General features: G+C 73.2%; 19 protein-coding genes. 13 read left to right on the forward strand and 6 right to left on the reverse strand.

Annotated features, from left to right (window positions below; translation table 11 throughout):
• The first annotated feature begins 128 nt into the window (after positions 1-128).
• Positions 129-1,031 (forward strand): LysR family transcriptional regulator, encoded by a 903-nt coding sequence (locus MCBMB27_RS18960; RefSeq protein WP_043351634.1) that lies wholly within the window; start codon positions 129-131, stop codon positions 1,029-1,031.
• A 27-nt stretch (positions 1,032-1,058) separates the two neighbouring features.
• On the opposite strand, the gene MCBMB27_RS18965 is transcribed toward MCBMB27_RS18960, so the two are convergent.
• Positions 1,059-1,826, reverse strand: coding sequence for a CDP-diacylglycerol diphosphatase (locus MCBMB27_RS18965; protein ID WP_075382026.1), 768 nt, complete (start codon positions 1,824-1,826; stop codon positions 1,059-1,061).
• A gap of 166 nt (positions 1,827-1,992) precedes the next feature.
• Between MCBMB27_RS18965 and MCBMB27_RS18970 the strand changes: the two genes are divergently transcribed.
• Positions 1,993-3,048, forward strand: coding sequence for a DUF2891 domain-containing protein (locus tag MCBMB27_RS18970; RefSeq protein ID WP_075382027.1), 1,056 nt, complete (start codon positions 1,993-1,995; stop codon positions 3,046-3,048).
• Positions 3,049-3,189: 141 nt separating this feature from the next.
• Here MCBMB27_RS18970 and MCBMB27_RS18975 read toward each other — a convergent pair whose 3' ends face one another.
• Complete coding sequence (locus tag MCBMB27_RS18975; protein WP_043387073.1) at positions 3,190-3,495, reverse strand: hypothetical protein; 306 nt, start codon at positions 3,493-3,495, stop codon at positions 3,190-3,192.
• A 101-nt stretch (positions 3,496-3,596) separates the two neighbouring features.
• Positions 3,597-6,449 carry a PAS domain-containing protein gene (locus MCBMB27_RS18980; protein ID WP_075381046.1) on the reverse strand — a complete coding sequence of 951 codons (2,853 nt, stop codon included), beginning with the start codon at positions 6,447-6,449 and terminating at the stop codon, positions 3,597-3,599.
• 330 nt (positions 6,450-6,779) lie between these two features.
• Between MCBMB27_RS18980 and MCBMB27_RS18985 the strand changes: the two genes are divergently transcribed.
• Together MCBMB27_RS18985 and MCBMB27_RS18990 are read left to right on the forward strand one after the other, a co-directional pair.
• Positions 6,780-10,073, forward strand: a complete 3,294-nt coding sequence (locus MCBMB27_RS18985) for a DEAD/DEAH box helicase (RefSeq protein ID WP_170861856.1) — start codon at positions 6,780-6,782, stop codon at positions 10,071-10,073.
• A gap of 87 nt (positions 10,074-10,160) precedes the next feature.
• Positions 10,161-10,595, forward strand: a complete 435-nt coding sequence (locus tag MCBMB27_RS18990; RefSeq protein WP_075381047.1) for a GlcG/HbpS family heme-binding protein — start codon at positions 10,161-10,163, stop codon at positions 10,593-10,595.
• Between the two features lie 13 nt (positions 10,596-10,608).
• Here MCBMB27_RS18990 and MCBMB27_RS18995 read toward each other — a convergent pair whose 3' ends face one another.
• On the reverse strand, positions 10,609-11,163 hold the full coding sequence (locus tag MCBMB27_RS18995) for a PAS domain-containing protein (RefSeq protein ID WP_043387077.1): 555 nt from the start codon (positions 11,161-11,163) through the stop codon (positions 10,609-10,611).
• A gap of 433 nt (positions 11,164-11,596) precedes the next feature.
• Between MCBMB27_RS18995 and MCBMB27_RS19000 the strand changes: the two genes are divergently transcribed.
• The 3 genes from MCBMB27_RS19000 to MCBMB27_RS19010 all read left to right on the forward strand — a co-directional run bounded on the left by MCBMB27_RS19000 (position 11,597) and on the right by MCBMB27_RS19010 (position 13,772).
• Entirely contained in the window at positions 11,597-12,883 is a 1,287-nt protein-coding gene (locus MCBMB27_RS19000; protein ID WP_075381048.1) for a Zn-dependent hydrolase, read from the forward strand.
• 47 nt (positions 12,884-12,930) lie between these two features.
• A complete protein-coding gene (locus tag MCBMB27_RS19005; RefSeq protein WP_043348759.1) occupies positions 12,931-13,230 on the forward strand; it encodes a hypothetical protein in 300 nt (99 codons plus the stop codon).
• Positions 13,231-13,316: 86 nt separating this feature from the next.
• Entirely contained in the window at positions 13,317-13,772 is a 456-nt protein-coding gene (locus MCBMB27_RS19010; protein ID WP_075381049.1) for an SRPBCC domain-containing protein, read from the forward strand.
• A gap of 9 nt (positions 13,773-13,781) precedes the next feature.
• Here MCBMB27_RS19010 and MCBMB27_RS19015 read toward each other — a convergent pair whose 3' ends face one another.
• Positions 13,782-14,033, reverse strand: coding sequence for a hypothetical protein (locus tag MCBMB27_RS19015; RefSeq protein ID WP_075381050.1), 252 nt, complete (start codon positions 14,031-14,033; stop codon positions 13,782-13,784).
• A 156-nt stretch (positions 14,034-14,189) separates the two neighbouring features.
• On the opposite strand from MCBMB27_RS19015, the gene MCBMB27_RS19020 reads away from it, so the two are divergent.
• The 3 genes from MCBMB27_RS19020 (at position 14,190) to MCBMB27_RS19030 (ending at position 16,330) form a co-directional block, all read left to right on the forward strand.
• A complete protein-coding gene (locus MCBMB27_RS19020) occupies positions 14,190-14,990 on the forward strand; it encodes a spermidine synthase (RefSeq protein ID WP_075381051.1) in 801 nt (266 codons plus the stop codon).
• Positions 14,991-15,261: 271 nt separating this feature from the next.
• Positions 15,262-15,468 (forward strand): hypothetical protein, encoded by a 207-nt coding sequence (locus MCBMB27_RS19025; RefSeq protein ID WP_043348747.1) that lies wholly within the window; start codon positions 15,262-15,264, stop codon positions 15,466-15,468.
• Positions 15,469-15,790: 322 nt separating this feature from the next.
• A complete protein-coding gene (locus tag MCBMB27_RS19030) occupies positions 15,791-16,330 on the forward strand; it encodes a hypothetical protein (protein ID WP_236952747.1) in 540 nt (179 codons plus the stop codon).
• 268 nt (positions 16,331-16,598) lie between these two features.
• Here MCBMB27_RS19030 and MCBMB27_RS19035 read toward each other — a convergent pair whose 3' ends face one another.
• Complete coding sequence (locus tag MCBMB27_RS19035; RefSeq protein WP_043387084.1) at positions 16,599-17,555, reverse strand: LysR family transcriptional regulator; 957 nt, start codon at positions 17,553-17,555, stop codon at positions 16,599-16,601.
• Positions 17,556-17,656: 101 nt separating this feature from the next.
• On the opposite strand from MCBMB27_RS19035, the gene MCBMB27_RS19040 reads away from it, so the two are divergent.
• From MCBMB27_RS19040 to MCBMB27_RS19050, 3 genes are read left to right on the forward strand one after another with little or no spacing between them, the layout of a single operon-like run.
• Complete coding sequence (locus MCBMB27_RS19040) at positions 17,657-18,277, forward strand: YceI family protein (RefSeq protein ID WP_043759663.1); 621 nt, start codon at positions 17,657-17,659, stop codon at positions 18,275-18,277.
• Positions 18,278-18,293: 16 nt separating this feature from the next.
• A complete protein-coding gene (locus MCBMB27_RS19045) occupies positions 18,294-18,899 on the forward strand; it encodes a cytochrome b (protein ID WP_075381053.1) in 606 nt (201 codons plus the stop codon).
• Positions 18,896-19,504 (forward strand): YceI family protein, encoded by a 609-nt coding sequence (locus tag MCBMB27_RS19050; RefSeq protein WP_075381054.1) that lies wholly within the window; start codon positions 18,896-18,898, stop codon positions 19,502-19,504. Before MCBMB27_RS19045 ends, MCBMB27_RS19050 begins: the two co-directional genes overlap by 4 nt.
• The last annotated feature ends 112 nt before the right edge of the window (positions 19,505-19,616 follow it).

Raw genomic sequence — 19,616 nt, forward strand, 5'->3', positions numbered from 1 at the left:
CGCGGCTGCCGCGTTTTTCACCCTGCCATGGTGTTGTGCATCTGGGATCGCAACAAGTAGAATTTGGCGAGTGCTGCGTTGCCGTATTGGCAATGTGCATGGCAGCATACAGCGTATCGAGCACGATAATGCAGACGACGGGCCTGCGCTACTTCCTGGCCGTGGCCCGCACCGGCTCGATCGCGGCGGCCTCGGCCCAGCTCAACGTGGCCGCCTCGGCAATCAGCCGGCAGATCGCCAACCTGGAGGCCGAGCTCGACTGCGTGCTGTTCGAGCGGCGCCCGCGCGGCATGGTGCCGAGCCCGGCCGGGGAGCTGCTGGCGCAGCACGCCCATCAGGTGCTGATCCGCTCCGAGCAGGTGGTCACCGAGATCCGGGAGCTGGAAGGGCTCGCCCGCGGGCTGATCCGGGTCGCCTGCTCCGAGGGCTTCTCCCTCGACATCGTGCCGAACGCGATCGCGGCCTTCCACGCGGCCCATCCCGGCATCCGCTTCGAGGTCACGGTCCAGCCCCCGGCCCAGGTCACCCAGACGGTGGCAGTGGGGGATGCCGATCTCGGGATCACCTTCGCGCTGACACCCACCGCGCAGGTCGAGGTGCTCTACGACGGGCAGGTCGACATGCTGGCGCTGGCCGCGCCCGACCATCCCCTCGCGCGGGCGCCCGCCCTGCGCCTCGCCGACCTGCTGGACTATCCCGTCGCCCTGCCGACCCGGGACACGACCCTGCGGCAGGTCTTCGACGCCGCCTGCGCGCACGAGGGCATCGCGGTGGAGCCGGTGCTGACCTCCAACAATCTCTCGGCGCTGCTGCCCTTCGTGCGGCGCTCCCGCGGCATCGCCCTGATGTCGGCGCTGTCGGTGCAGACGCCCCTGCGGCTCAACGAGCTTGTCAGCCTGCCGATCCAGTCCCGGACGAGCCTCGCCCGGGGCGTGAAGATCCAGGCGATGCGCGACCGGCGGCTGCCGAAGGCGGTGCGGGCATTCCTGCGCCAGCTGCTCGACGCGCTGCCGCCGCCGCGATCGCCGTGACCCTCGGCGCGCTCGGCCGGCGACCGCTCAGGCGCCGCTCCGGTCAGCCGCGAGCCGACAGCTGTGGTCCATGACGTCCTCGGCGCTGGCACTCGGCGCCCGGTAGGCCAGCAGGATGTAGCCCGGCTCGGGATCGCCCGGGGGCGTGGCGAGCGCCGCGAAGCTCGTCCGGTGCAGGTCCGGCCGGGCGCCCGGCAGGGTGTGCAGGGCCGCGAACGGGTTGAACTGCGCGGCCTCCGCCTCCGGCACGCGCAGGGCGTAGTAGCGGTCGCCGGCCAGTGGCACCGGGAAGCGGCTCCAGGTGTGGCGCACCTGCCGGCCGTGCGCCCGGACCGCCTTGAGCACGCTCGGCTTCAGGCAGTCGAGATGGATGTGCAGCTGGTCCTGGCTGCGGCCCCGGGCCGAGTTGACCGCGAGCCCGACCTCCGCGGGGGACAGCTTCCCTTTCAGCACGTCCGACACGAGCGGCCGCGCCGCCAGGGCCGCCCGCCAGTAGGCGGCGCCCCGCGGCCCGCGCAGGACCGGTGCCTCCAGGCCTGCCACGGTGTCGGTGGGCATGACGACGCTGTGGGTCGGCTCGCCGGGGGCGCGCAGCACTGCCGAGCCCGGACGATCCGCGTCGCCCAGGTCGACCGAGAGGCACGGGAAGGTCCGGTTGGCGAGCCGCTTGGCGAGCACGCAGGTCTTCAGTGCCGCCCACAGGACGTCGCGGCTCGGATCGGGGGCGGCCGCGGCCGGGACCGCGGCCATCGCGGAGAGCGCCACGAGGAGGGCGGCGAACGGCGCGCGGCGCATGAGGGCTCCCCGATCGAGCCGGCGCGGCGCGTCGGCTTGGCCGTCCCGCAATAGCCGATCCGGGGCCCTGCCGGCAAAGGATCCGGAGACGCTGACGCCGCACCGGAAAACCCGCTATGCCGGCCGCTTCGCCGCCCCGGAGGCCCGCGATGACGCCATGCCCGCGATGACGACCGCGCTCACCCCCGACATCGCCGCGCGCTTCGCCGCGGTCGCCCTGGGCCACGTCGCCCGCGAATATCCGAACAAGCCCGGGCACGTCCTGGCCGGTCCGGCGGATGCCCGCACCCCCGCGGCCCTGCACCCGGCCTTCCACGGCAGCTACGACTGGCATTCCTGCGTCCACGGCACCTGGCTGCTGGCGCGCGTGCTGCGCCTGTACCCGGACGGCCCCCAGGCCCCGGCGATCCGCGCCCGGCTCGACGCGCAGCTGACCCCCGAGACGGTGGCGGGGGAATGCGCCTACTTCGCCGCCCCGACCGCCCGGGGCTTCGAGCGGCCCTACGGCTGGGGCTGGCTCCTGAAGCTCGCCGACGAACTCTCCGCGCTCCCCGAGCGCCGCTGGTCCGAGGCCCTGGCGCCGCTGGCCGGGATGATCGCGCAGCGGTTCCGGGACTTCCTGCCGGTCGCCGTCTATCCGGTACGGGTCGGGACCCATTTCAACACCGCCTTCGCGCTGCGCCTGGCGGCCGATTACGCGGAGGGCGCGGGGGATGCCGGGCTGACCGCCCTGCTGCGCGACACAGCCGAGCGCTGGTACGGGGCGGACACGGACTGCCCGGCCTGGGGCGAGCCCGGCGGCGACGACTTCCTGTCCTCCGCGCTGATCGAGGCCGAATGCATGCGCCGGCTGCTGCCCCCCGCGCGTTTCGCGCCCTGGTTCGACCGGTTCCTGCCCGATCTCCCGGCGTCCCGGCCCGCGACCCTGTTCCGCCCGGCCAGCGTGACCGACCGCTCGGACGGCAAGATCGCGCATCTCGACGGGCTGAACCTCAGCCGCGCATGGTGCTTCCGCGCGCTGGCCGCGGCCCTCGGTGCGGACGATCCCCGCCGGCCGCTCCTGGGCGCGGCCGCGGAGGATCACCTCGCGGCGGGGCTCCCGCACGTCACCGGCGACTACATGGGCGAGCACTGGCTCGCGACCTTCGCGGTTCTGGCCCTGGAGGCGGGGCCGGACGGCGACCCGGGCGGCGGTCCGGATGATCTTCTAAGAGAAACTTGAGAACTCTTCGCCCCGGGTCAGGCTGGGGAAGGGGACCGACAATAAAAAAAGACCGCCCTCAAGAGAACGGTCCGAAAGTCTAGGGAGGAAACGCCCGAGCGGGGCGGCCGGACAATGCGGTCGGCACCGTCTGGCCCGGCATCAACTCGACACAGGTGGTCTTGTTCCTGGATCCGGAACGCCGCGTCGCAACGGCAATGCGCCCGTCACCGGAGCGATTCCGACCGGCCGGCGCAGGTCTCCGGGTCCAAACTCGGCGCGGTAGGTCCGCTCCAGCGTCATCAGGTTCCGCAGGGGCGCTTCGGCGAGGTCGAGGAGCCGCGCATCGCGCCAGCGCAGCTTGCGGCCGAGGTGGCGACGGAACCAGCGCCCGCGCTCCTCCTCGACGAGCAGGATCAGCTTGCCGGTCCAGGTCCGGCGGAACCAGAAGCGTCCGGTCAGCGGCATGGCGGTATCGCGCCCCGATTGTCGAGGCGAATACAATACATCCAGTCCGGTGTGGCCCAAAATGCTTAGGTTAGAACGCGGACGAATTCGGGCGAAGGCGGTTAAGGATCGCGCGCCCCGTCAGCGCCGCCCGGCTGCGGCGCCGGGGCGGCCGGCTGCCCGCCGCGCTTCGCCGTCTCGTAGAGGACCTGGGCGAGCTGCTCGGCGGAGTAGGGCTTGCGCACGAGGGTGAAGCCGTGGGCGTCGTCCGTGGCCAGGATGTGGCTGTAGCCCGAGGTCAGCACCACCGGCAGGTCGGGACGGTCGGCCTGGAGCTGCCGGGCGAGGGCGAAGCCGCCCATCCCCGGCATGACCACGTCGGAGAAGACCACGTCGAAGCGGTCGGGCGTCCGCCCGAGTTCGCCCAGCGCCTCCTCGGCGGATTTCGCCCAGACCGGGGCATGGCCCAGATCCTCCAGGATCTGGGTGCAGAACCGGCCGACCCCGAGATTGTCCTCCACGACGAGGATGCACAGGCCCCGCCGCGGTTCCGCCGCCCGGCGGCGGTCGCGGTCGGCCTCGGCGACCTCTGCGGGCGCCTCGACCTGGGGCAGGTAGAGCGAGAAGGTCGTGCCGCGCCCGAGCGCGCTCGCCACGTCGATGTCGCCGCCCGACTGCTTGGCGAAGCCGATGACCTGGCTGAGGCCGAGGCCGGTGCCCTTGCCGATCTCCTTGGTGGTGAAGAACGGCTCGAAGATCCGCCCCAGATCGGCGTCCGGGATGCCGCCGCCGGTATCGGAAACCCGCACGGCCACGAACGGTCCCGGCGCGCCGGCATGCCCGCGGATCGGCGGCATCGGGCACTCGCCCTCCAGGCGCAGGGTCAGGCTGCCTTCCCCACGCATGGCGTCGCGGGCGTTGACCGCCATGTTGATCAGCGCGGTCTCGAACTGGCTCTCGTCGGCGCGCACGAAGCGGGGCGTCTCCGGCAGCTCGATGATGACGCGGATGCGCGCGCCGGTGACCGAGTCGAGCATGTCGGCGATGCTGCGCAGGCGCGCGCCGATGTCGAAGACCTGGGGCTTCAGCGCCTGGCGCCGGGCGAAGGCGAGGAGCTGGCCGGTGAGCTTGGCCGCGCGGTCCACGGTGTCGGAGACCGCGTCGACGTAGCGGCGGCGGCGCTCCTCGGCGAGGTCGGGCCGGCGCAGGAATTCCATGGAGGACCGGATGATGGTCAGGAGGTTGTTGAAGTCGTGGGCCACCCCGCCGGTGAGCTGGCCGATGGCCTCCAGCTTCTGCGATTGCCGCAGGGCCTCCTCGGCCTGCCGCTGCTCGGTGATGTCGCGCCCGAAGCCGTAGAACAGCCCGTCCTCCGGCACGACGGTCCAGAGCACCCGGCGCCGGTCGCCGGCGCGGGTCAGACAGGAGAGTTCGACATCCTCGACCCGGCTCTCGTCGCAGAGGGGCCGCAGCGCCGCCTGCGCGGCCGCCCGCTCCGGGGCGGCCACGAAGTCGAGGGCGGCCCGGCCCAGGGTCTCGGCCTCCGACCAGCCGAGCGCCCGGCTCCAGGACGGGTTCGCCGACTGGACCCGCCCGTCCCGGTCCGCGACGAGCTTCAGCACCGGCGACAGCGTCCAGACCCGGTCGCGGTCGCGGGTCTGGGCGGCGACCTGCGCTTCGAGGCGCTCCGCCCGGGACTGGAGCAGCGCCTCGATCCGCTTCCGCTCCGAGACGTCGTGGGCGAAGACGTAGAATCCGTCGACCCCTCCGTCCGCTCCCCGGCGCGGCAGGTAGCGGGTGTCGGCGACGCGGGTCTCGCCGTTCGGGAGCGTCCAGGTCCATTCCCGGCGGATCTCCTGCCCGGCCAGCACCCGCTCGAAGGCGGCCTGCCGCATCGCGAAGGCCTCGGGGCCGATGAGCATCCGCACGGTCTGCCCGACGACCTCGGAGGGCCTGCAGCCGGTCCAGGACTCGTAGGCGGCGTTGGCGAACCGATAGGTGAGGGTGCGGTCGATGAAGGCGATCAGGACCGGCATCGCGTCCGCGACCAGCCGGAGTTCCGCCTCCCGGGCGCGGAGCGCGATCTCGCTCCGGCGGCGCTCGGTGATGTCGTTGAACAGGATCGCGACGCGGTTCCGGCCCGGCCCGTCGACCCGGTAGGCGTGCACGTCGTACCAGCGGCCGAGGGCCTTGGCGGCCTGCTCGACGCGGACCGGCTCGCCGGTCAGGGCGACGCGGCCGTAGAGGTCGAACCAGCATTGCTCGTGATCGGGGGCGATGTCCCGCATCCACCGCCCCACCACGTCCGTCAGGCCGGTCTGCCGCTCGAAGGCGGGATTGGCCTCCAGGAAGCGGTAATCGACCGCCCGGCCGTCTTCGAACGTCAGCTCGACCAGGCAGAAGCCGGCATCGATGAAGGTGAACAGCGAGCGGTAGCGCTCCTCGTTCCGGCGCAGGGCGGCCTCGGCATTCCGGGTGTCCAGCTGCGTCATCACCGTCCGGGCGAGCGCCTTGAGGATGAAGATCTGCTGGTCGGTCAGGGTGCGCGGGACGCGGTCGAGGACGCAGAGCGTCCCGATGGCCCAGCCGTCCGGCGTCACCAGGGGCACGCCGGCGTAGAAGCGCAGGTGCGGCTCGCCGGCCACGAGCGGATTGGCGGCGCGGTCCGGCAGCGCGGCCAGATCGGGCAGCACGAGGACGCCGTCCTCGCGCATGGCCTCGGTGCAGAAGCCGAAATCGAGCGGCATCGCCCGCGCGGGGTGGCCGAACGCGGCCTTGATCCACTGCCGGTCGGCATCGACGAAATTGATGTGGGCCATCGGCGTGCCGCAGGCCTGGGCGGCCATCTCGGCGATCTCGTCGAACGCGCGCTCCGGCGGCGTGTCGAGGATGGCGTAGGCGCGCAAGGCGGCGAGCCGCTGGGGATGCTCGGGCTCGAAACCCGACGGGCGGGATATTGTCTCGGTCTGCGACACGGGACCGTCATAGCGTAAGCGCCCGCGCCTCCCTAATGAAACTCTGCCTCACGGGCCCGGCGGCGCGACCAGCCCAAGCATTCCGCGACAGTCCATTAGTCGACATTCGCATCGGATCGTCGGCGACAACATGGTTTCACAGGCGCCGGCCAAGTCTTGTCCGGGCCGACGATCCCGTCCGGGCGCCCGCTGCGGTGTCTTCGTGATCTGTGCCGGCGCGGACCGCACCGGAGGCCGCGCGGTCACGGCTGTGGATCGGATCGCCGCGGCCGGGAGCCCGCGGGGGCGGTGCGGCGTTGCCGGCTCAAGAGGGACGGGTTCGGATCAGGCATGGCCAAGCGCAGGACGAAGGCGGGCGCCCATCAGGGCTTGGAGGACGCGCCGCTGATGCCCACCGGCGCCCTGGCGGTGGCGCTCCTGGCCTATGCCGAGGGCCCCGGTCCGGTGGTGCATGTCGCCCGGGATGCCCGCCGCCTCGAGGACCTCGCCGCGACCCTCCGGGCGCTGGATCCCGACGCGCAGGTCGCGATCTATCCCGAATGGGACTGCCTGCCCTTCGACCACGCCTCGCCGTCGCGGGCCATGATGGGCGCCCGGGCCGCGGTGCTGCGCTGGCTGACCGACCGGGAGGCGCTGCCGGATTTCGTGCTGACGACCGCCCCCGCCCTCGTGCAGCGCGTGCCGCCGCCGGAGACCTGGGCCTCGGCCCGCGTGACCCTGCGGGTCGGCGACCCCCTCGACGTCGCCGCCGCGACCGCCGACCTGAAGCGCCTCGGCTACATCCTCGACGAACGGGTCGACGAGCCCGGCGAGATCGCCGTCCGCGGCCGCACCGTCGAGGTGTTCCCCGCCGCCGCGCCGCGGCCCTGCCGGATCGAGCACGCGGAGGGGCGCGTCACGGCGATCCGCTCCTACGACCCGATCTCGCAGCGCTCGGTGGCCGAGGCGGACGAACTCGTCATCGATCCCGCCACCGAGATCATCCTGGAGCCCGGATCCGGCCAGAGCTTCGAGCCCTTCACCGGCCAGGAGCATCGCCTGGACCGCTATTACCCCCGCCTCGTCACCCTCTTGGACTACGTGCCCGGCGCGCGCCTCGCGGTCGAGGACGGCACGCAGGCCCGGGTCGACGCCTTCTTCGAGCAGATGGACGAGGCGCGGGGCCGGCTGACCGCCCGCGACGCGCAGGGGCAGCCCGGCGCCGCCTTCTATCTGACGCCGGAGGCGTGGCGCGCCATCGTGGCGGCGCACGGCCGGCTTGCCGTCACCGAGGCGGCCGGGGAGCCCCGGGCCATGCCGACCTTCGCCGGCGAGCGCCGGCCGGGAACGGCCTTCGCCAAGGTCCTGCGCGAGCGGCTGAAGGCCGGCGACGTCGTCGTGCTCGCCGGCTCGGTCCGTCCACTCCGGCGCCTCGTGCGCCAGGCGGGCAAGATCGCCGAGCGCCCGATCCGGCTGATCGACGCCTGGGCCGACGTCGCCGAGGCGGCACCCGGCGACGTCCTCGCCCTGGAGGCGCCGCTGGCGGCCGGCTTCCGGGTGCCCGAGCAGGGCGCGACCGTGATCGCCGCCGCCGACCTGTTCGGCCCGGAGGCCGCCGTCACGGGCGGCGCCCGGGCGATCCTGCCCATGGGCGAGGTCGACCTGCGCCCCGGCGACGTGGCCGTCGACCGGGATCACGGCCTGTGCGTGTTCGAGGGGCTGGAGGCGGTGACGACCCGGGGCGAGGAGCCCTCCGAGGCCCTGCGCCTGCGCTTTTCCGGCGACGCGATCCTGATGGTGCCGGTGACCCAGGCCGACCGGATCTGGCGCTACGGTCCGGAGCCCGACGCCGTCACCCTCGACAAGCTCGACGGCGGCACGTGGCCCCGGCGCCGCCTGGAGGCCGAGGCCACCATGGCGCGGACCGCCCGCCTGATGCTGGAGGCCGCCCGCGCCCGCCGGGAGACGGAGGCGCCGGTCCTGTCGCCCCCGGCCCGGGACATGGAGCGGTTCGCCGCGGGCTTCGGCTTCGCGCCGACGCCCGATCAGGCGGCTGCGGTCGATGCGCTGATGGCCGACCTCGCCTCTGGCCGGCCGATGGACCGGCTGGTCTGCGGCGATGTCGGCTTCGGCAAGACCGAGGTGGCGCTCCGGGCGCTCGCGGCCGCGATCTTCTCCGGCCGGCAGGCGGCGCTGATCGCCCCGACCACCGTGCTGGCCCGCCAGCATGCCGAGACCCTGCGCCGCCGCTTCGGGCGGTTCGGCGTGGAGGTGGCGCAGCTCTCGCGCCTCGTGGCGCCGGCCGAGGCCAAGCGCGTCAAGGCGGGGCTCGCCGACGGCACGATCCGGCTCGTGGTCGGCACCCACGCGCTCGCCGGCAGCGGGGTGTCCTTCGCGGATCTCGGCCTGACCGTGATCGACGAGGAGCAGCGCTTCGGCGCGAAGATGAAGGCCGACCTGCGCCGCCTCGCGGATGGCGGCCACGTCCTGACGCTCACCGCGACCCCGATCCCGCGCACGCTCCAGGCGGCGCTCGTCGGCCTCCAGAGCCTCAGCGTGCTGGCCACGCCGCCGGCGTTGCGCCAGCCGGTCCGGACCGTGGTGGCGCCCTTCGACGCCGAGGCGGTCCGCGAGGCACTGATCCGCGAGCACCGCCGGGGCGGCCAGAGCTTCGTGGTCTGCCCGCGGATCGAGGATATCGGCCCCATGGCCGAGCGGCTGCGCGCCCTCGTGCCGGGCCTCGACATCCTGGTGGCGCACGGGGATCTCAAGCCCTCCGCCATGGACGAGGTCATGGTCCGCTTCGCGGATGGCGACGGCGACGTCCTGCTCGCCACCGCCATCGTGGAGAGCGGTCTCGACGTGCCCCGGGCCAACACCATGCTGGTCTGGGAGGCCGCCCGGTTCGGGCTGGCGCAGCTCCACCAGCTCCGGGGCCGCGTCGGCCGCGGCCAGCGGCGCGGCACCGTCCATCTGCTCAGCGACCCCGCCGCTCCCCCGCCGGCGGGGGCGCTCCAGCGCCTGCGGGCCCTGGAGGCCCTGGATCGCCTCGGCGCCGGCTTCGCGGTCAGCGCCCGGGACCTCGACCTGCGCGGCGCCGGCGACCTCGTCGGCGAGGATCAGGCGGGTCACGCCAAGCTCGTCGGGCTCGGCCTCTACCAGCACCTGCTGCAGCTGGCGCTCACCGCCGCCAAGGGCGAGCGCGCCGAGGATTGGAGCCCCGAGATCGAACTCGGTCTGCCGAGCCGCATTCCCGAAGATTACGTCCCCGAGCCCGAGATCCGCCTCAGCCTCTACACGCGCCTCCTGCGCTTGCAGGATCCCGAGGCGATCGAGGCGTTGGCCGGCGAGGTCGAGGACCGGTTCGGCGCGGCCCCCGCGCCGGTGCTCGCCCTGTTCGACCTCGCGCGGCTGCGCGCATCCTGCTGCGCGCTGGGCGTCGCCCGGCTCCGGGGCGGCCCGCAGGGCGTCGCGGCCGATCTGCGGCCGGACCGGCCGCTGCCCGCGATGGCCGCCGAGGCGGACGTCATCCTGCGCGAGGGACGGGTGGTGTGGAAGCGGCCCTGCCCGGATTCCGCCGGGTGCGCGGCGTTGGCGGCCGACCTCCTGGAGCGCATCCGCGCCGCCCGGGAGCGCGCCGGCTGAGTGCGCCGCCGATCTGCGGTCGATCTTGCGCCGGGCGCTTCAAACCGTCACAGCCTGTCGCGCAGACAACGCGAACGGGAGTGTCCCATGCACGTGACGATCGAGCAGGCCGAGACGGCGATCGCGGCCGCGCGGGCGAAGGCCGTCGAGCTCGGCACCCAGATGTGCATCGCCGTGGTGGATTCCGGCGGCAACCTCAAGGCGTTCCACCGCATGGACGATGCCTGGGTCGGGTCTATCGACATCGCCCAGAAGAAGGCCAAGACGTCGGTGTTCTTCGGCATGATGACCGGCCAGATCGGCCAGCTGTCCCAGCCGGGTGGTCCGCTTTACGGGATCGAGCACTCCAACGAGGGGCTGATCACCTTCCCGGGCGGGATCCCGATCGTCGACGCCGACGGCGTGATGTCGGGCGCCATCGGGGTCAGCGGCTCGACGGTGGAGAACGACCACACCGTCGCGGAAGCCGGCGCCAAGGCCATCGGCCAGACCGAACTGCCGGCCCATCCCTGGCGCACCTGAGCCTGCGGATTCCTCAGGGCTCGCGCCGCGCCAGCGCACGGCCGATCCCGAGGAGCAGCATCTCCGAGACCGTCTTCAGATAAGGGTCCCCGTGGCGCTCCAGCGCCGCGTGGACCGCGATGCCGTGGTCGGCCGCGACGTTCAGGTCGGCCCCCTGCGCGGCGCCGCTGCCCTCCGCGTCCCGCACCGACGGCGGATGGAGATCCGTCACGTCGATATAGGCGCCGCGCCCCCGCAGCGCGCCGTCCGCGTCGGGCGTCAGGCAGCCGCGGTTGAGGATCCAGCGGGTCTCGCCCGCCCCGGTCAGGATGCGGAACTCCAGCGAAACCGGGCCCCCGGTCCGACGGACATGGTGGATCCGGCCGAACACCCAGTCCCGGTCCGCCGGGTGGATGCGGCCGAGGGCGGCGTCCAGCGGCAGCGGCGTCCCGGCGAGCCGCGGGTCCCCCGCCAGAAGGGACGCCGCGCCCGTATCGAGCACCGACCGGCCGGCCCGGACGTCCGTATCCCAGAGTCCGATCAGTCCGGCGGCCTGCAGGGCAGAGGCTGCCGTAGAAGCCAGCATCATGGAATCTTCTCCGAACTGGCTAGTATCGATGACTGTACGATGATGGACAGATTGATCCGCACCACATGCGCGCGGCACGCCGGATGTCCAGTATCGTCCCGGTCGACAGCTTCATACGCGGCGTCGCGGCCGCCGAGCGCCGGGTCGCATTGCGGCCGAGGAAGACATCGATGCGGCGCAGGGCGAATCTCGGCGTTCCTCGACAGGTCTCGGTCGTCCCATCACGGCACAAAGACCGGATCCACATCGCTGCGGCAGAGAAAGTTCGATCACAAATGATGGGTAGACCGCGCGATCGGAGAGAATTCCGCACTCCGCCCCGGGCTCCGGGACGGCCGCTGCCCGGCCGCCGGAACGCGCGTCGCCCGACCCTGGTGCGGGTTGCCGGTGCGCCGTAACCTGCACCGTCCGGTCGGCATTCGGCAGAGGCACCATGGAGCGCACGGTGGACCGCATCAACCTCCCGCTCTCGCAGGTCCGGCTCTGGGACAGCCTGATGGACCTCGCCCGGATCGGCGCGCTTCCCAACGGCGGCAACGACCGGCAGGCCCTGACCGACCGCGACGCCGAGGGCCGCGCCCTGTTCCAACGCTGGGGCGAGGCGACGGGGCTGACGCTCACCGTGGACCGGGTCGGCACCATGATCTTCCGCCGCCCCGGGCGCGATCCGAGCCGCAAGCCCGTGGCCATCGGCAGCCATCTCGACACCCAGCCCACCGGGGGCAAGTTCGACGGACCCCTCGGCGTGCTGGCCGGGCTCGAGATCATGCGCGCCCTGCACGAGGCCGGGATCGAGACCGAGGCGCCGCTCCTGCTGATCAACTGGTGCAACGAGGAGGGCGCACGCTTCGCCCCGCCGATGAGCGGCAGCGGCGTCGCCATGGGCATCGTCCCGGAGGCCGACATCCTGGCGACCCGGGACCTCGCGGGCCACGTCTTCGGCGACGCGCTGCGGCGCATCGGCTGGCAGGGCACGGCGGATCCGGCCGCCCTGCGGGAGATCGGCGCCTATTTCGAGCTCCACATCGAGCAGGGCAAGCGCCTGGAGGAGGCCGGCCTCACCATCGGGGTGGTCGACCGGGCGCTCGCCCAGATCTGGTACGAGATCACCGTGCTGGGCGAGGAGGCCCATGCCGGCAGCCCCATGGCGGGCCGGCGGGACGCGATGATGGCCGCGGCGGCGCTGATCGCCTCGCTGGAGGACATCGCCGAGACGGCGGTCGGCGAGGGGGGCGAGCGCGGGCGCGCCACCGTCGGCGTGCTGAAGGCGGAGCCGGCGAGCCGCAACATCACGCCCGGCCGGGTCTGGTTCAGCCTCGACACCCGCCACGGCGACACCGCGCAGTTGGAGGCGATGGGGACGCGGATCCGCGCCCGGGCCGACGCGCTGGCGGCCGGGCGCGGCGTCACGATCCAGGTCTCGGAGTTCTGGCGGGCGCCCCCGACCCCGTTCGATCCGGTTCTGGTGGATCGCGTCCAGGCGGCGGCGGAGGCGCGGGGCCATGCCTGGACGCGGATGCCGACCGCGATCTACCACGACGCCGTCTACTGCGCCCGTGCGGTGCCGGCGGCCCTGGTGTTCTGCCCCTGCCACGGCGGGATCAGCCACAACGAGGCCGAGAGCATCACGCCGGCCTGGGCCGTCGCCGGCCTGGAGGTGCTGGCCGACGCGGTGCTCGCGACGGCGGGTCTCGCCGCCCCCCGGACCGGGCCGGCCTGAGCCCCGCCCGCACCGGCACCCGCGTACGAACGGAGACTGGGTTCCGCATGTCCGACGACAACGTCATCCGCCCCGCCTTCGGCGTCCCCCGCACCCCCGCGCCGGAACCGGAGCCCGATCCCGCCCAGGCGCCCCTGCGCGTCTTCGGCACGGGGGCCGGCCATCGGGTCGGCCTGATCCGGGACCCGTCGGCGGTCGAGGGCGACGTGATCCGGGTCGTGGTCGGTCCGGAGGACGAGCGGGGGGTCGAGACCGTGGCGCTGCTCCCCGCCGACGCGGAGACCGAGGCCGAGCGGATCGGGTTCGCCATCCTGCGGGCGCTGGAAGTGGTCGAGGGCGCGGTCTGAACCGCCGGGTGGGCGGCGCGCGGTCTCGGAGAGCGGGAGCGGCCGGGGCGAACGGGCGCCGGCGGGAGGGCGGCGGGAGGGAAGGCATGACGGGCGTTCGGATCAGCAGCACGGAGATCGCGATCCCCGCGCGGGCCGGACTGGTCTGGTCCGTGCTGACGGATCTGGATTCCTACCCGGCGTGGAACCCGTATATCCGCAAGGCTGCGGGCCGCCTGCGCGAGGGCGCGCGCTGGCGGCTGGAGCGGACCCTGAACGGCCGCGCCTACCGGATGCGCCAGGTGACGGTGATCGGCTGGGAGCCCGGCCGGCGCCTCGCCTGGCGCGGCGGCCTCACGATGCCGCCCCTGCTCGTCGGCGAGCACGAGGTCCGGATCCTCGAGACCGCCGACGGGGTCCGCCTCGTCCAGGCAGTGGCCGTCGCAGGCCTGCTCGCCCCCGCCCTGGTCCCGTGGCTGCGGACGCGCCTGCAGGCCCGGTTCGCGGCGATGAACGAGGCCCTGCGCGACGAGGTCCTGCGCCGGCTGGCCGAGAGCGCCTGACCGCTCCGGTCAGACGACCGGCTTCGGCTTGACGACGGGCGAGCGCGTCAGGCTCTCGATCTCGCGGCCCGGCCGTCCGGCCTTGCGGGCGATCTCTTCCTCCTGCTCGGCGATGAGCTGCCGGGCCGGCTCGTCGCCGTCCAGGCCGCCGAGGATCTCGGCCGGCACACGCCGGTTCGAGGCCCGTGAACCGTCCGTGAAGACGATATCGAACAGAACGGAGCCCCGCTCCTGGGGTCTCGACTTGATGCGTTTGGCCATAGGTGCTGATACGCCGCCGGAATCGGTCGCGGCAAGGTGCGTCGCCGGGCAGGGGGTTGCGCGACGCGCACTGCCGGGTCCGGGCGCCGCCTTGCTCCTGCCGCGATCCCTCCGCCGCCCGTACGGGACGGGCGCCGGCAAGCCGAGGACGTGTGCGTGATACCCTGGGTTCATCTCGATACCGGATCCGTGCCCGGGGGCGGCACCGACCTGCGCCTGATGCGGCGCGGCGACGAATTCGCCATCATGGCCGACACGATCGAGCTCATGAACAACCGGCGCAGCGGTTCCGAGGTGGCGCTCGCGGCGATGACCTGCGCGCGGCTCCAGGACCGGCCCCGGGCCCGGATCCTGATCGGCGGCCTCGGCATGGGCTTCACCCTGCGGGCGGCGCTCGAAGGCCTCGGGCCGGAGGCGCAGGTGGTGGTGGCCGAGCTGGTGCCCGCCGTGGTCGCCTGGGCCCGGGGGCCGCTCGCCCACGTCTTCGCCGGCTGCCTGGACGATCCGCGGGTCGACCTGCAGGAGGCCGACGTCAACCGCCTGATCCAGGCGGGCCCGGCGCGCTACGACGCGATCCTGCTCGACGTCGACAACGGCCCGGAGGGGCTGATGCGCAAGGCGAACGACCGGCTCTACGACAATTGGGGCCTGAAGCGCGCCCGCTGGGCCCTGCGGCCGGGCGGCATCCTGGGCGTCTGGTCGGGCGCGCCGGACCGGAAGTTCAAGAGCCGCCTGCAGCGCTCCGGCTTCGCGGTCGACGAGCAGCGCGTCCACGCGAGCGGCCGGGGCAGCGGCCCGAAGCACGTGGTCTGGCTCGGGACCCGGACCGAGGGGCAGGCCGAGGCTCGGGGCGAGACTCGGGGCGAGACTCGGGGCGAGGCTCGGAGCGAGGGCCGGCCGGCGGGCGGCCCCGGACCGCGCGGACCGGCCCAGGGCCGGCGGCGGCCGGCGCGCTAGGGCCGTTCCCGCACGGGGTGCAACCGGGTTCTGTGATTCCCCACCGCGGGGTGACGGGACCGACGATACGGCCTCCGCGGCGTTCCGATCCACCCCTCTCCGCCTGAGGGGCCCGCGCTCCGGCCCCTCCGGAGGACGGGGGCGGGTCGGACGGCCGGCCCTAGTCCGGAGCGCGCCCTAGCAAAGCGGGGAGAACGGCTCTCGCGACCGGGGCTGACGCCCAGGGTCGCACCCCCTGTCCCGATGCGGGACGCTTCCGCACATTCCCAGCATGGGTGCGACGGGCGGGCATCTCTACACGGTCGAGGTCAGGCCAAGCCGGCATGATCCCGGCCGCTTCACCTGGGCGATCCGCGACCGCGGCAAGCTGGTCCGGGGGTCGTTCCGCCCGTACACCTCCGAGCACGCGGCACGCGCCGTCGCGGAGGCGGAGATCGAGCGGCTCATCGGCCAGGATGGTCGGTCCGGGGGGGCCTAGATCCCGTTCTCGTCCACCCGCCACCGCCAGATCCGCGTGCAGGGCGCTCTGCGCGTCGCGCGGTCCGTCCGCGATCCCGCGCGGTGACATGCTTCAGGTGCATGGCTGGGCGGCCCGACAGGGGAGCATATGCATATCTCCCCGGCGTCCGATCCGTTGCATGCCGCACTGCGGTATCCTATCTTTGCATTGCGGGATGGCGATGGCGTCGCGATCCCGCTGCCCTTCTTGGGCGTTTCCTCCCTAGACTTCGGGCCGCTCCTTCGGGAGTGGCCTTTTTTGTTTGCGCCGACGCACGGTTCGGTGGCGCGGAACCGGGAGCTTGGCGGTACGTTTTTCCGCCATGGAACACTACCGCTCCACCCTCGGTACCACTGCCGTTGCCGTATTCGGGCTGGTGGCGGCCGCGCATATTCTGCATCCGGGCAATTACGAGGTGCAGACACGCCCTGCACGTCCGGTCGTGACGGCTGCGGCACCGGTCGCGCCGGCCGCCTGGGTGAATCCCCCGGCCCACGCGTCCGCACCGGAGACCACCGGGGCGCTGGCGGCTGTCCCGACGCCGCGGATCGCCGCCGCGGTCCCCTCCACGGCGATGCCGACCGCGCCGCTTCCGGCCGAGATGGCACGTCCGGCCGAACCGCTGCGGAAGGCCGTGGCGACGCATCGGCCGAAGGGGGCGGAGCGTGGGTCGCGCCGGACTGCCCGGCTTCGCCACGCCGCACTCGAGCGTACCGCGCAATCCGATCGGCCGGCCGTCGTCGCGGCGGCCCCCCAGACGGCCCCGGTGGCCGCCCAATCCCCGAAGATCGATCCGATCGGCGACATCATCCGCGGTCTCGGCCTCGGTCGCGACGGCTGAGCCGCGCTCCGAAGCCCGGACTCCGACGCGGCGGAAGGGTGCGTTGCGCACGGGACGGCGAGATCCGTCGGCTGGTCCGGGGGTAGGTGCGCATCGCCGGTGCGCAGAGCGATGCTGTCGCCACGGCGCAGATATAAGTCGGTCGTGATGGACCGGCCCGCCGACGGCAGAACGAACCGGGTGGCGGCGGGTCGCTCGGCTTAGGCGGTCGCCCGGGCGATGCCCATTCCGATCGCAGCCCCTGTCATCTCCGGCGCAAGAGAGGGCGTCATCTGTTTGGGTCGTCGCCGTCCAGGGTGGCGCCGGGGCAGTCGCGCGCCGCCAGGGCGCTGCGGACATGCTCGCGGAAGACCTGGACGCGGGCGGGCAATTCGCGCCCGGCGAGGGTGACGGCGCGCAGATGCGCGCCGCGGGTTGCCCAGGGGCTGAGCACCCGCAGGATCTCCCCCGCCTCCACGGCGCGGGCGGCGACGAGGCTCGGGAGATGGCCGATCCCGGCGCCCGCCAGGGTCAGCCGGTGCGCGGTGGCGAAGTCGCTGACCCGGATGGCCGGGCTCAAGGCCAGCGGCTCGGTACGGCCCTGCCCGTCGGTCAGCACCAGTCCCGCCGTGCCGATCCGCTCCCGGGCGAGGATCAGGTCGTGGTCGTGCAGGCCGGCGAGGTCCGTCGGGGCCGGGCGGCGCAGCAGATAGGCGGGGGCGGCGTAGAGGCCCAGAGCCAGGGTCGCGAGGACCATCGCGCGGTAGCCGGTCTCCTCCGCGCCGCCGAGACGCAGGGCGAGGTCGATCCGGTTGGCCGCGAGGTCGAGGCGCGCGTCGGTGTTCAGCATCTCCACGGTGATCTGCGGGTAGGCGGTCCGGAAGCTCGCGACGATCTCGGGCATCACCTCGATCCCGAAATCGATCGAGGTCGTGATCCGCAGGTGCCCGGTCGGCACCGTGCGGGCGTCGCGGGCGGTCTCGGCCGCCTCGTCGAGGAGGGTCAGGCTCTCCTGCGCCTTGGCATAGAAGGCCAGCCCTTCGGCCGTCGGCGAGACCGCCCGTGAGGTGCGCGCCATCAGCCGGGCGCCCAGCGCCTGTTCCAGGCGGGAGATCCGTCGGCTGACGCTGCCCTTGGTCTCCTGCAGGCTCGCGGCCGCGGCCGTCACCGTGCCGAGATCGACGACGGCGCAGAAGGCCCGAACATCCTCGAGTCCGCCCCGGAAGGTTTCCGTTCTCGCAACCATGGGGTTCCGGATAGCAGGCTCAACCGGTGCCGTGAACGGGTCTACAGGGCTGCTGCGGCGCAGCGAATCGCGCTCGACCGTCTGCTCTGCAGGAGACACCCTTGAAGTCGATTCTCGCCTCCGGCCTGCTGGCCCTGCTGGTCGCCACCCCGGTCGCCACCTCGGCGCTGGCCCAGACCCCGCCGACCCGCGATCCGGCGCAGATCCAGGCCGGCACCTACGCGGTCGATCCCGGCCACACCCAGGTCGGCTGGCGCGTGTCCCATATGGGCTTCTCGAACTATGCCGGCGGCTTCTCGGACGTGTCCGGCACGCTGGAGCTGCAGCCGAAGAACCCGGCGGCGGCCAAGCTCTCGGTGAAGATCCCGGTCGCCTCGGTGACGACCACCAGCGCCAAGCTCACCGACGAGCTCAAGGGCGACCAGTGGCTCGACGCCGCCAAGTTCCCCGACATGACCTTCGTGTCCACCAAGGTCACGCCGGCCGGCAAGGACCACGCGAAGGTGACGGGCGACCTGACGCTCCACGGCGTGACCAAGCCGGTGACGCTGGACGTCACCCTGGTCGGCGCCGGCGTGAACCCGCTGAGCAAGAAGTATACGGTCGGCTTCGAGGCCACCGGCACGCTCAAGCGCTCGGAGTTCGGGGTGAAGACCTACGTGCCGCTGATCGGCGACGAGCTGCACCTCACCATCGCGGGCGCCTTCGAGAAGCAGGACTGACACCGGGGGATCGGCCATGGCGAACGGGGTTTCCGCGCGGCGGTACTCCGCCGTGGCGATCTTGCTGCACTGGGCGAGCGCGCTCTCCGTGCTCGTCCTGATCGGCCTCGGGCTGACCATGACGCACGCGGCCCTGGCGCCGCTGCGCCAGTTCCAGCTCTACCAGTGGCACAAGTCGGTCGGCGTCACGGTGCTGGCGCTGACGGTCCTGCGCCTCCTCTGGCGCCTGACCCACCGGGCGCCACCGCACCCGGCCGGGATGCCGGCGCGGGAGCGGCGGGCGGCCGCGGCGGCGCATCACCTGCTCTATCTGCTCCTCGTCGGGCTGCCCCTGACCGGCTGGGCCGTGGTCTCGCTGTCGCCGTTCAACATCCCGACGGTGCTCTACGGCCTCGTCCCCTGGCCGCACCTGCCGCTGGCGGCCCACGTCCCCGACCCCGCCGCCGCCGAGGGCCTCCTCAAGCAGGTCCATGCCCTGGGGGCGTGGTTCCTGGCGGCCCTCCTCGCCGTCCACGTGGCGGCCGCCCTGCGCCACCATTTCCTCCTGCGCGACGACGTGCTGCGCCGCATGCTGCCGGGGCGCCGGCCGTCGACCGCCCCGATCGTGGAGCCCACCCGATGAACGCGCGTCACCTCTGCCTGCTCGCGGCGCTGCAGGGCGCGTTCTTGTGCGCGTTCCTGGGCGCGTTCCTGGGCGAAGCCCTGCCGGCCGCCGCCGCCGAGTGGGCGGTGGATCCGGCCCGGAGCGCGATCCGGTTCTCGGGCGTGCAGGTCGGCGTCCCGTTCACCGGGCGGTTCGAGCGGTTCACGGCCAGCGTGGATTTCGACCCCGCCAAGCCCGAGGCGGGGCACGCGCTCGTGCTGGTCGACCTCGCCAGCGCGCGGACCGGGGACGTCCAGCGCGACGAGGCCCTGCCGCAGAAGGACTGGTTCGACGTCAAGGCGGCGAGCCAGGCGCGCTTCGAGGCGACCCGCTTCGTCGACAAGGGGCAGGGCGACTACGCTGCGGTGGGGACGCTGACGATCCGCGGCACGAGCCGGCCGGTGACGCTGCCGTTCCACCTGACCTTCGACGGCGGCGCGGCGCATGCCGTGGGGCGCGTCGGCCTCGTCCGCACCGAGTTCGGCGTCGGCCAGGGGGCCTGGGCCTCGGGCCAATGGGTGGCGCTCGATGTCGGCGTCGAGGTCGACATCGTCGCGACGGCGCAGCCGGCCTCCGGCCACTGATCCCGGCCCCGGTCGAATCCTTCGGCGGGTGTCACGCGCTCCGTCATCGCGAGCGCAGCGAAGCGACCCAGGGTAGCGCGCCCTCCGTAAGTGTGGCGCTCCTGGATCGCTT

Source organism: Methylobacterium phyllosphaerae, assembly GCF_001936175.1.
In the GTDB taxonomy this organism is placed as follows: domain Bacteria; phylum Pseudomonadota; class Alphaproteobacteria; order Rhizobiales; family Beijerinckiaceae; genus Methylobacterium; species Methylobacterium fujisawaense.

Excerpts from the sequence above, each read along its gene's own strand:
- MCBMB27_RS18960 (WP_043351634.1), top strand. The coding sequence starts at position 129 with ATGCAGACGACGGGCCTGCGCTACTTCCTGGCCGTGGCCCGCACCGGC.
- MCBMB27_RS18965 (WP_075382026.1), bottom strand. The coding sequence starts at position 1,826 with ATGCGCCGCGCGCCGTTCGCCGCCCTCCTCGTGGCGCTCTCCGCGATG.
- MCBMB27_RS18970 (WP_075382027.1), top strand. The coding sequence starts at position 1,993 with ATGACGACCGCGCTCACCCCCGACATCGCCGCGCGCTTCGCCGCGGTC.
- MCBMB27_RS18975 (WP_043387073.1), bottom strand. The coding sequence starts at position 3,495 with ATGCCGCTGACCGGACGCTTCTGGTTCCGCCGGACCTGGACCGGCAAG.
- MCBMB27_RS18985 (WP_170861856.1), top strand. The coding sequence starts at position 6,780 with ATGGCCAAGCGCAGGACGAAGGCGGGCGCCCATCAGGGCTTGGAGGAC.
- MCBMB27_RS18990 (WP_075381047.1), top strand. The coding sequence starts at position 10,161 with ATGCACGTGACGATCGAGCAGGCCGAGACGGCGATCGCGGCCGCGCGG.
- MCBMB27_RS18995 (WP_043387077.1), bottom strand. The coding sequence starts at position 11,163 with ATGATGCTGGCTTCTACGGCAGCCTCTGCCCTGCAGGCCGCCGGACTG.
- MCBMB27_RS19000 (WP_075381048.1), top strand. The coding sequence starts at position 11,597 with ATGGAGCGCACGGTGGACCGCATCAACCTCCCGCTCTCGCAGGTCCGG.
- MCBMB27_RS19005 (WP_043348759.1), top strand. The coding sequence starts at position 12,931 with ATGTCCGACGACAACGTCATCCGCCCCGCCTTCGGCGTCCCCCGCACC.
- MCBMB27_RS19010 (WP_075381049.1), top strand. The coding sequence starts at position 13,317 with ATGACGGGCGTTCGGATCAGCAGCACGGAGATCGCGATCCCCGCGCGG.
- MCBMB27_RS19015 (WP_075381050.1), bottom strand. The coding sequence starts at position 14,033 with ATGGCCAAACGCATCAAGTCGAGACCCCAGGAGCGGGGCTCCGTTCTG.
- MCBMB27_RS19025 (WP_043348747.1), top strand. The coding sequence starts at position 15,262 with ATGGGTGCGACGGGCGGGCATCTCTACACGGTCGAGGTCAGGCCAAGC.
- MCBMB27_RS19035 (WP_043387084.1), bottom strand. The coding sequence starts at position 17,555 with ATGGTTGCGAGAACGGAAACCTTCCGGGGCGGACTCGAGGATGTTCGG.
- MCBMB27_RS19045 (WP_075381053.1), top strand. The coding sequence starts at position 18,294 with ATGGCGAACGGGGTTTCCGCGCGGCGGTACTCCGCCGTGGCGATCTTG.
- MCBMB27_RS19050 (WP_075381054.1), top strand. The coding sequence starts at position 18,896 with ATGAACGCGCGTCACCTCTGCCTGCTCGCGGCGCTGCAGGGCGCGTTC.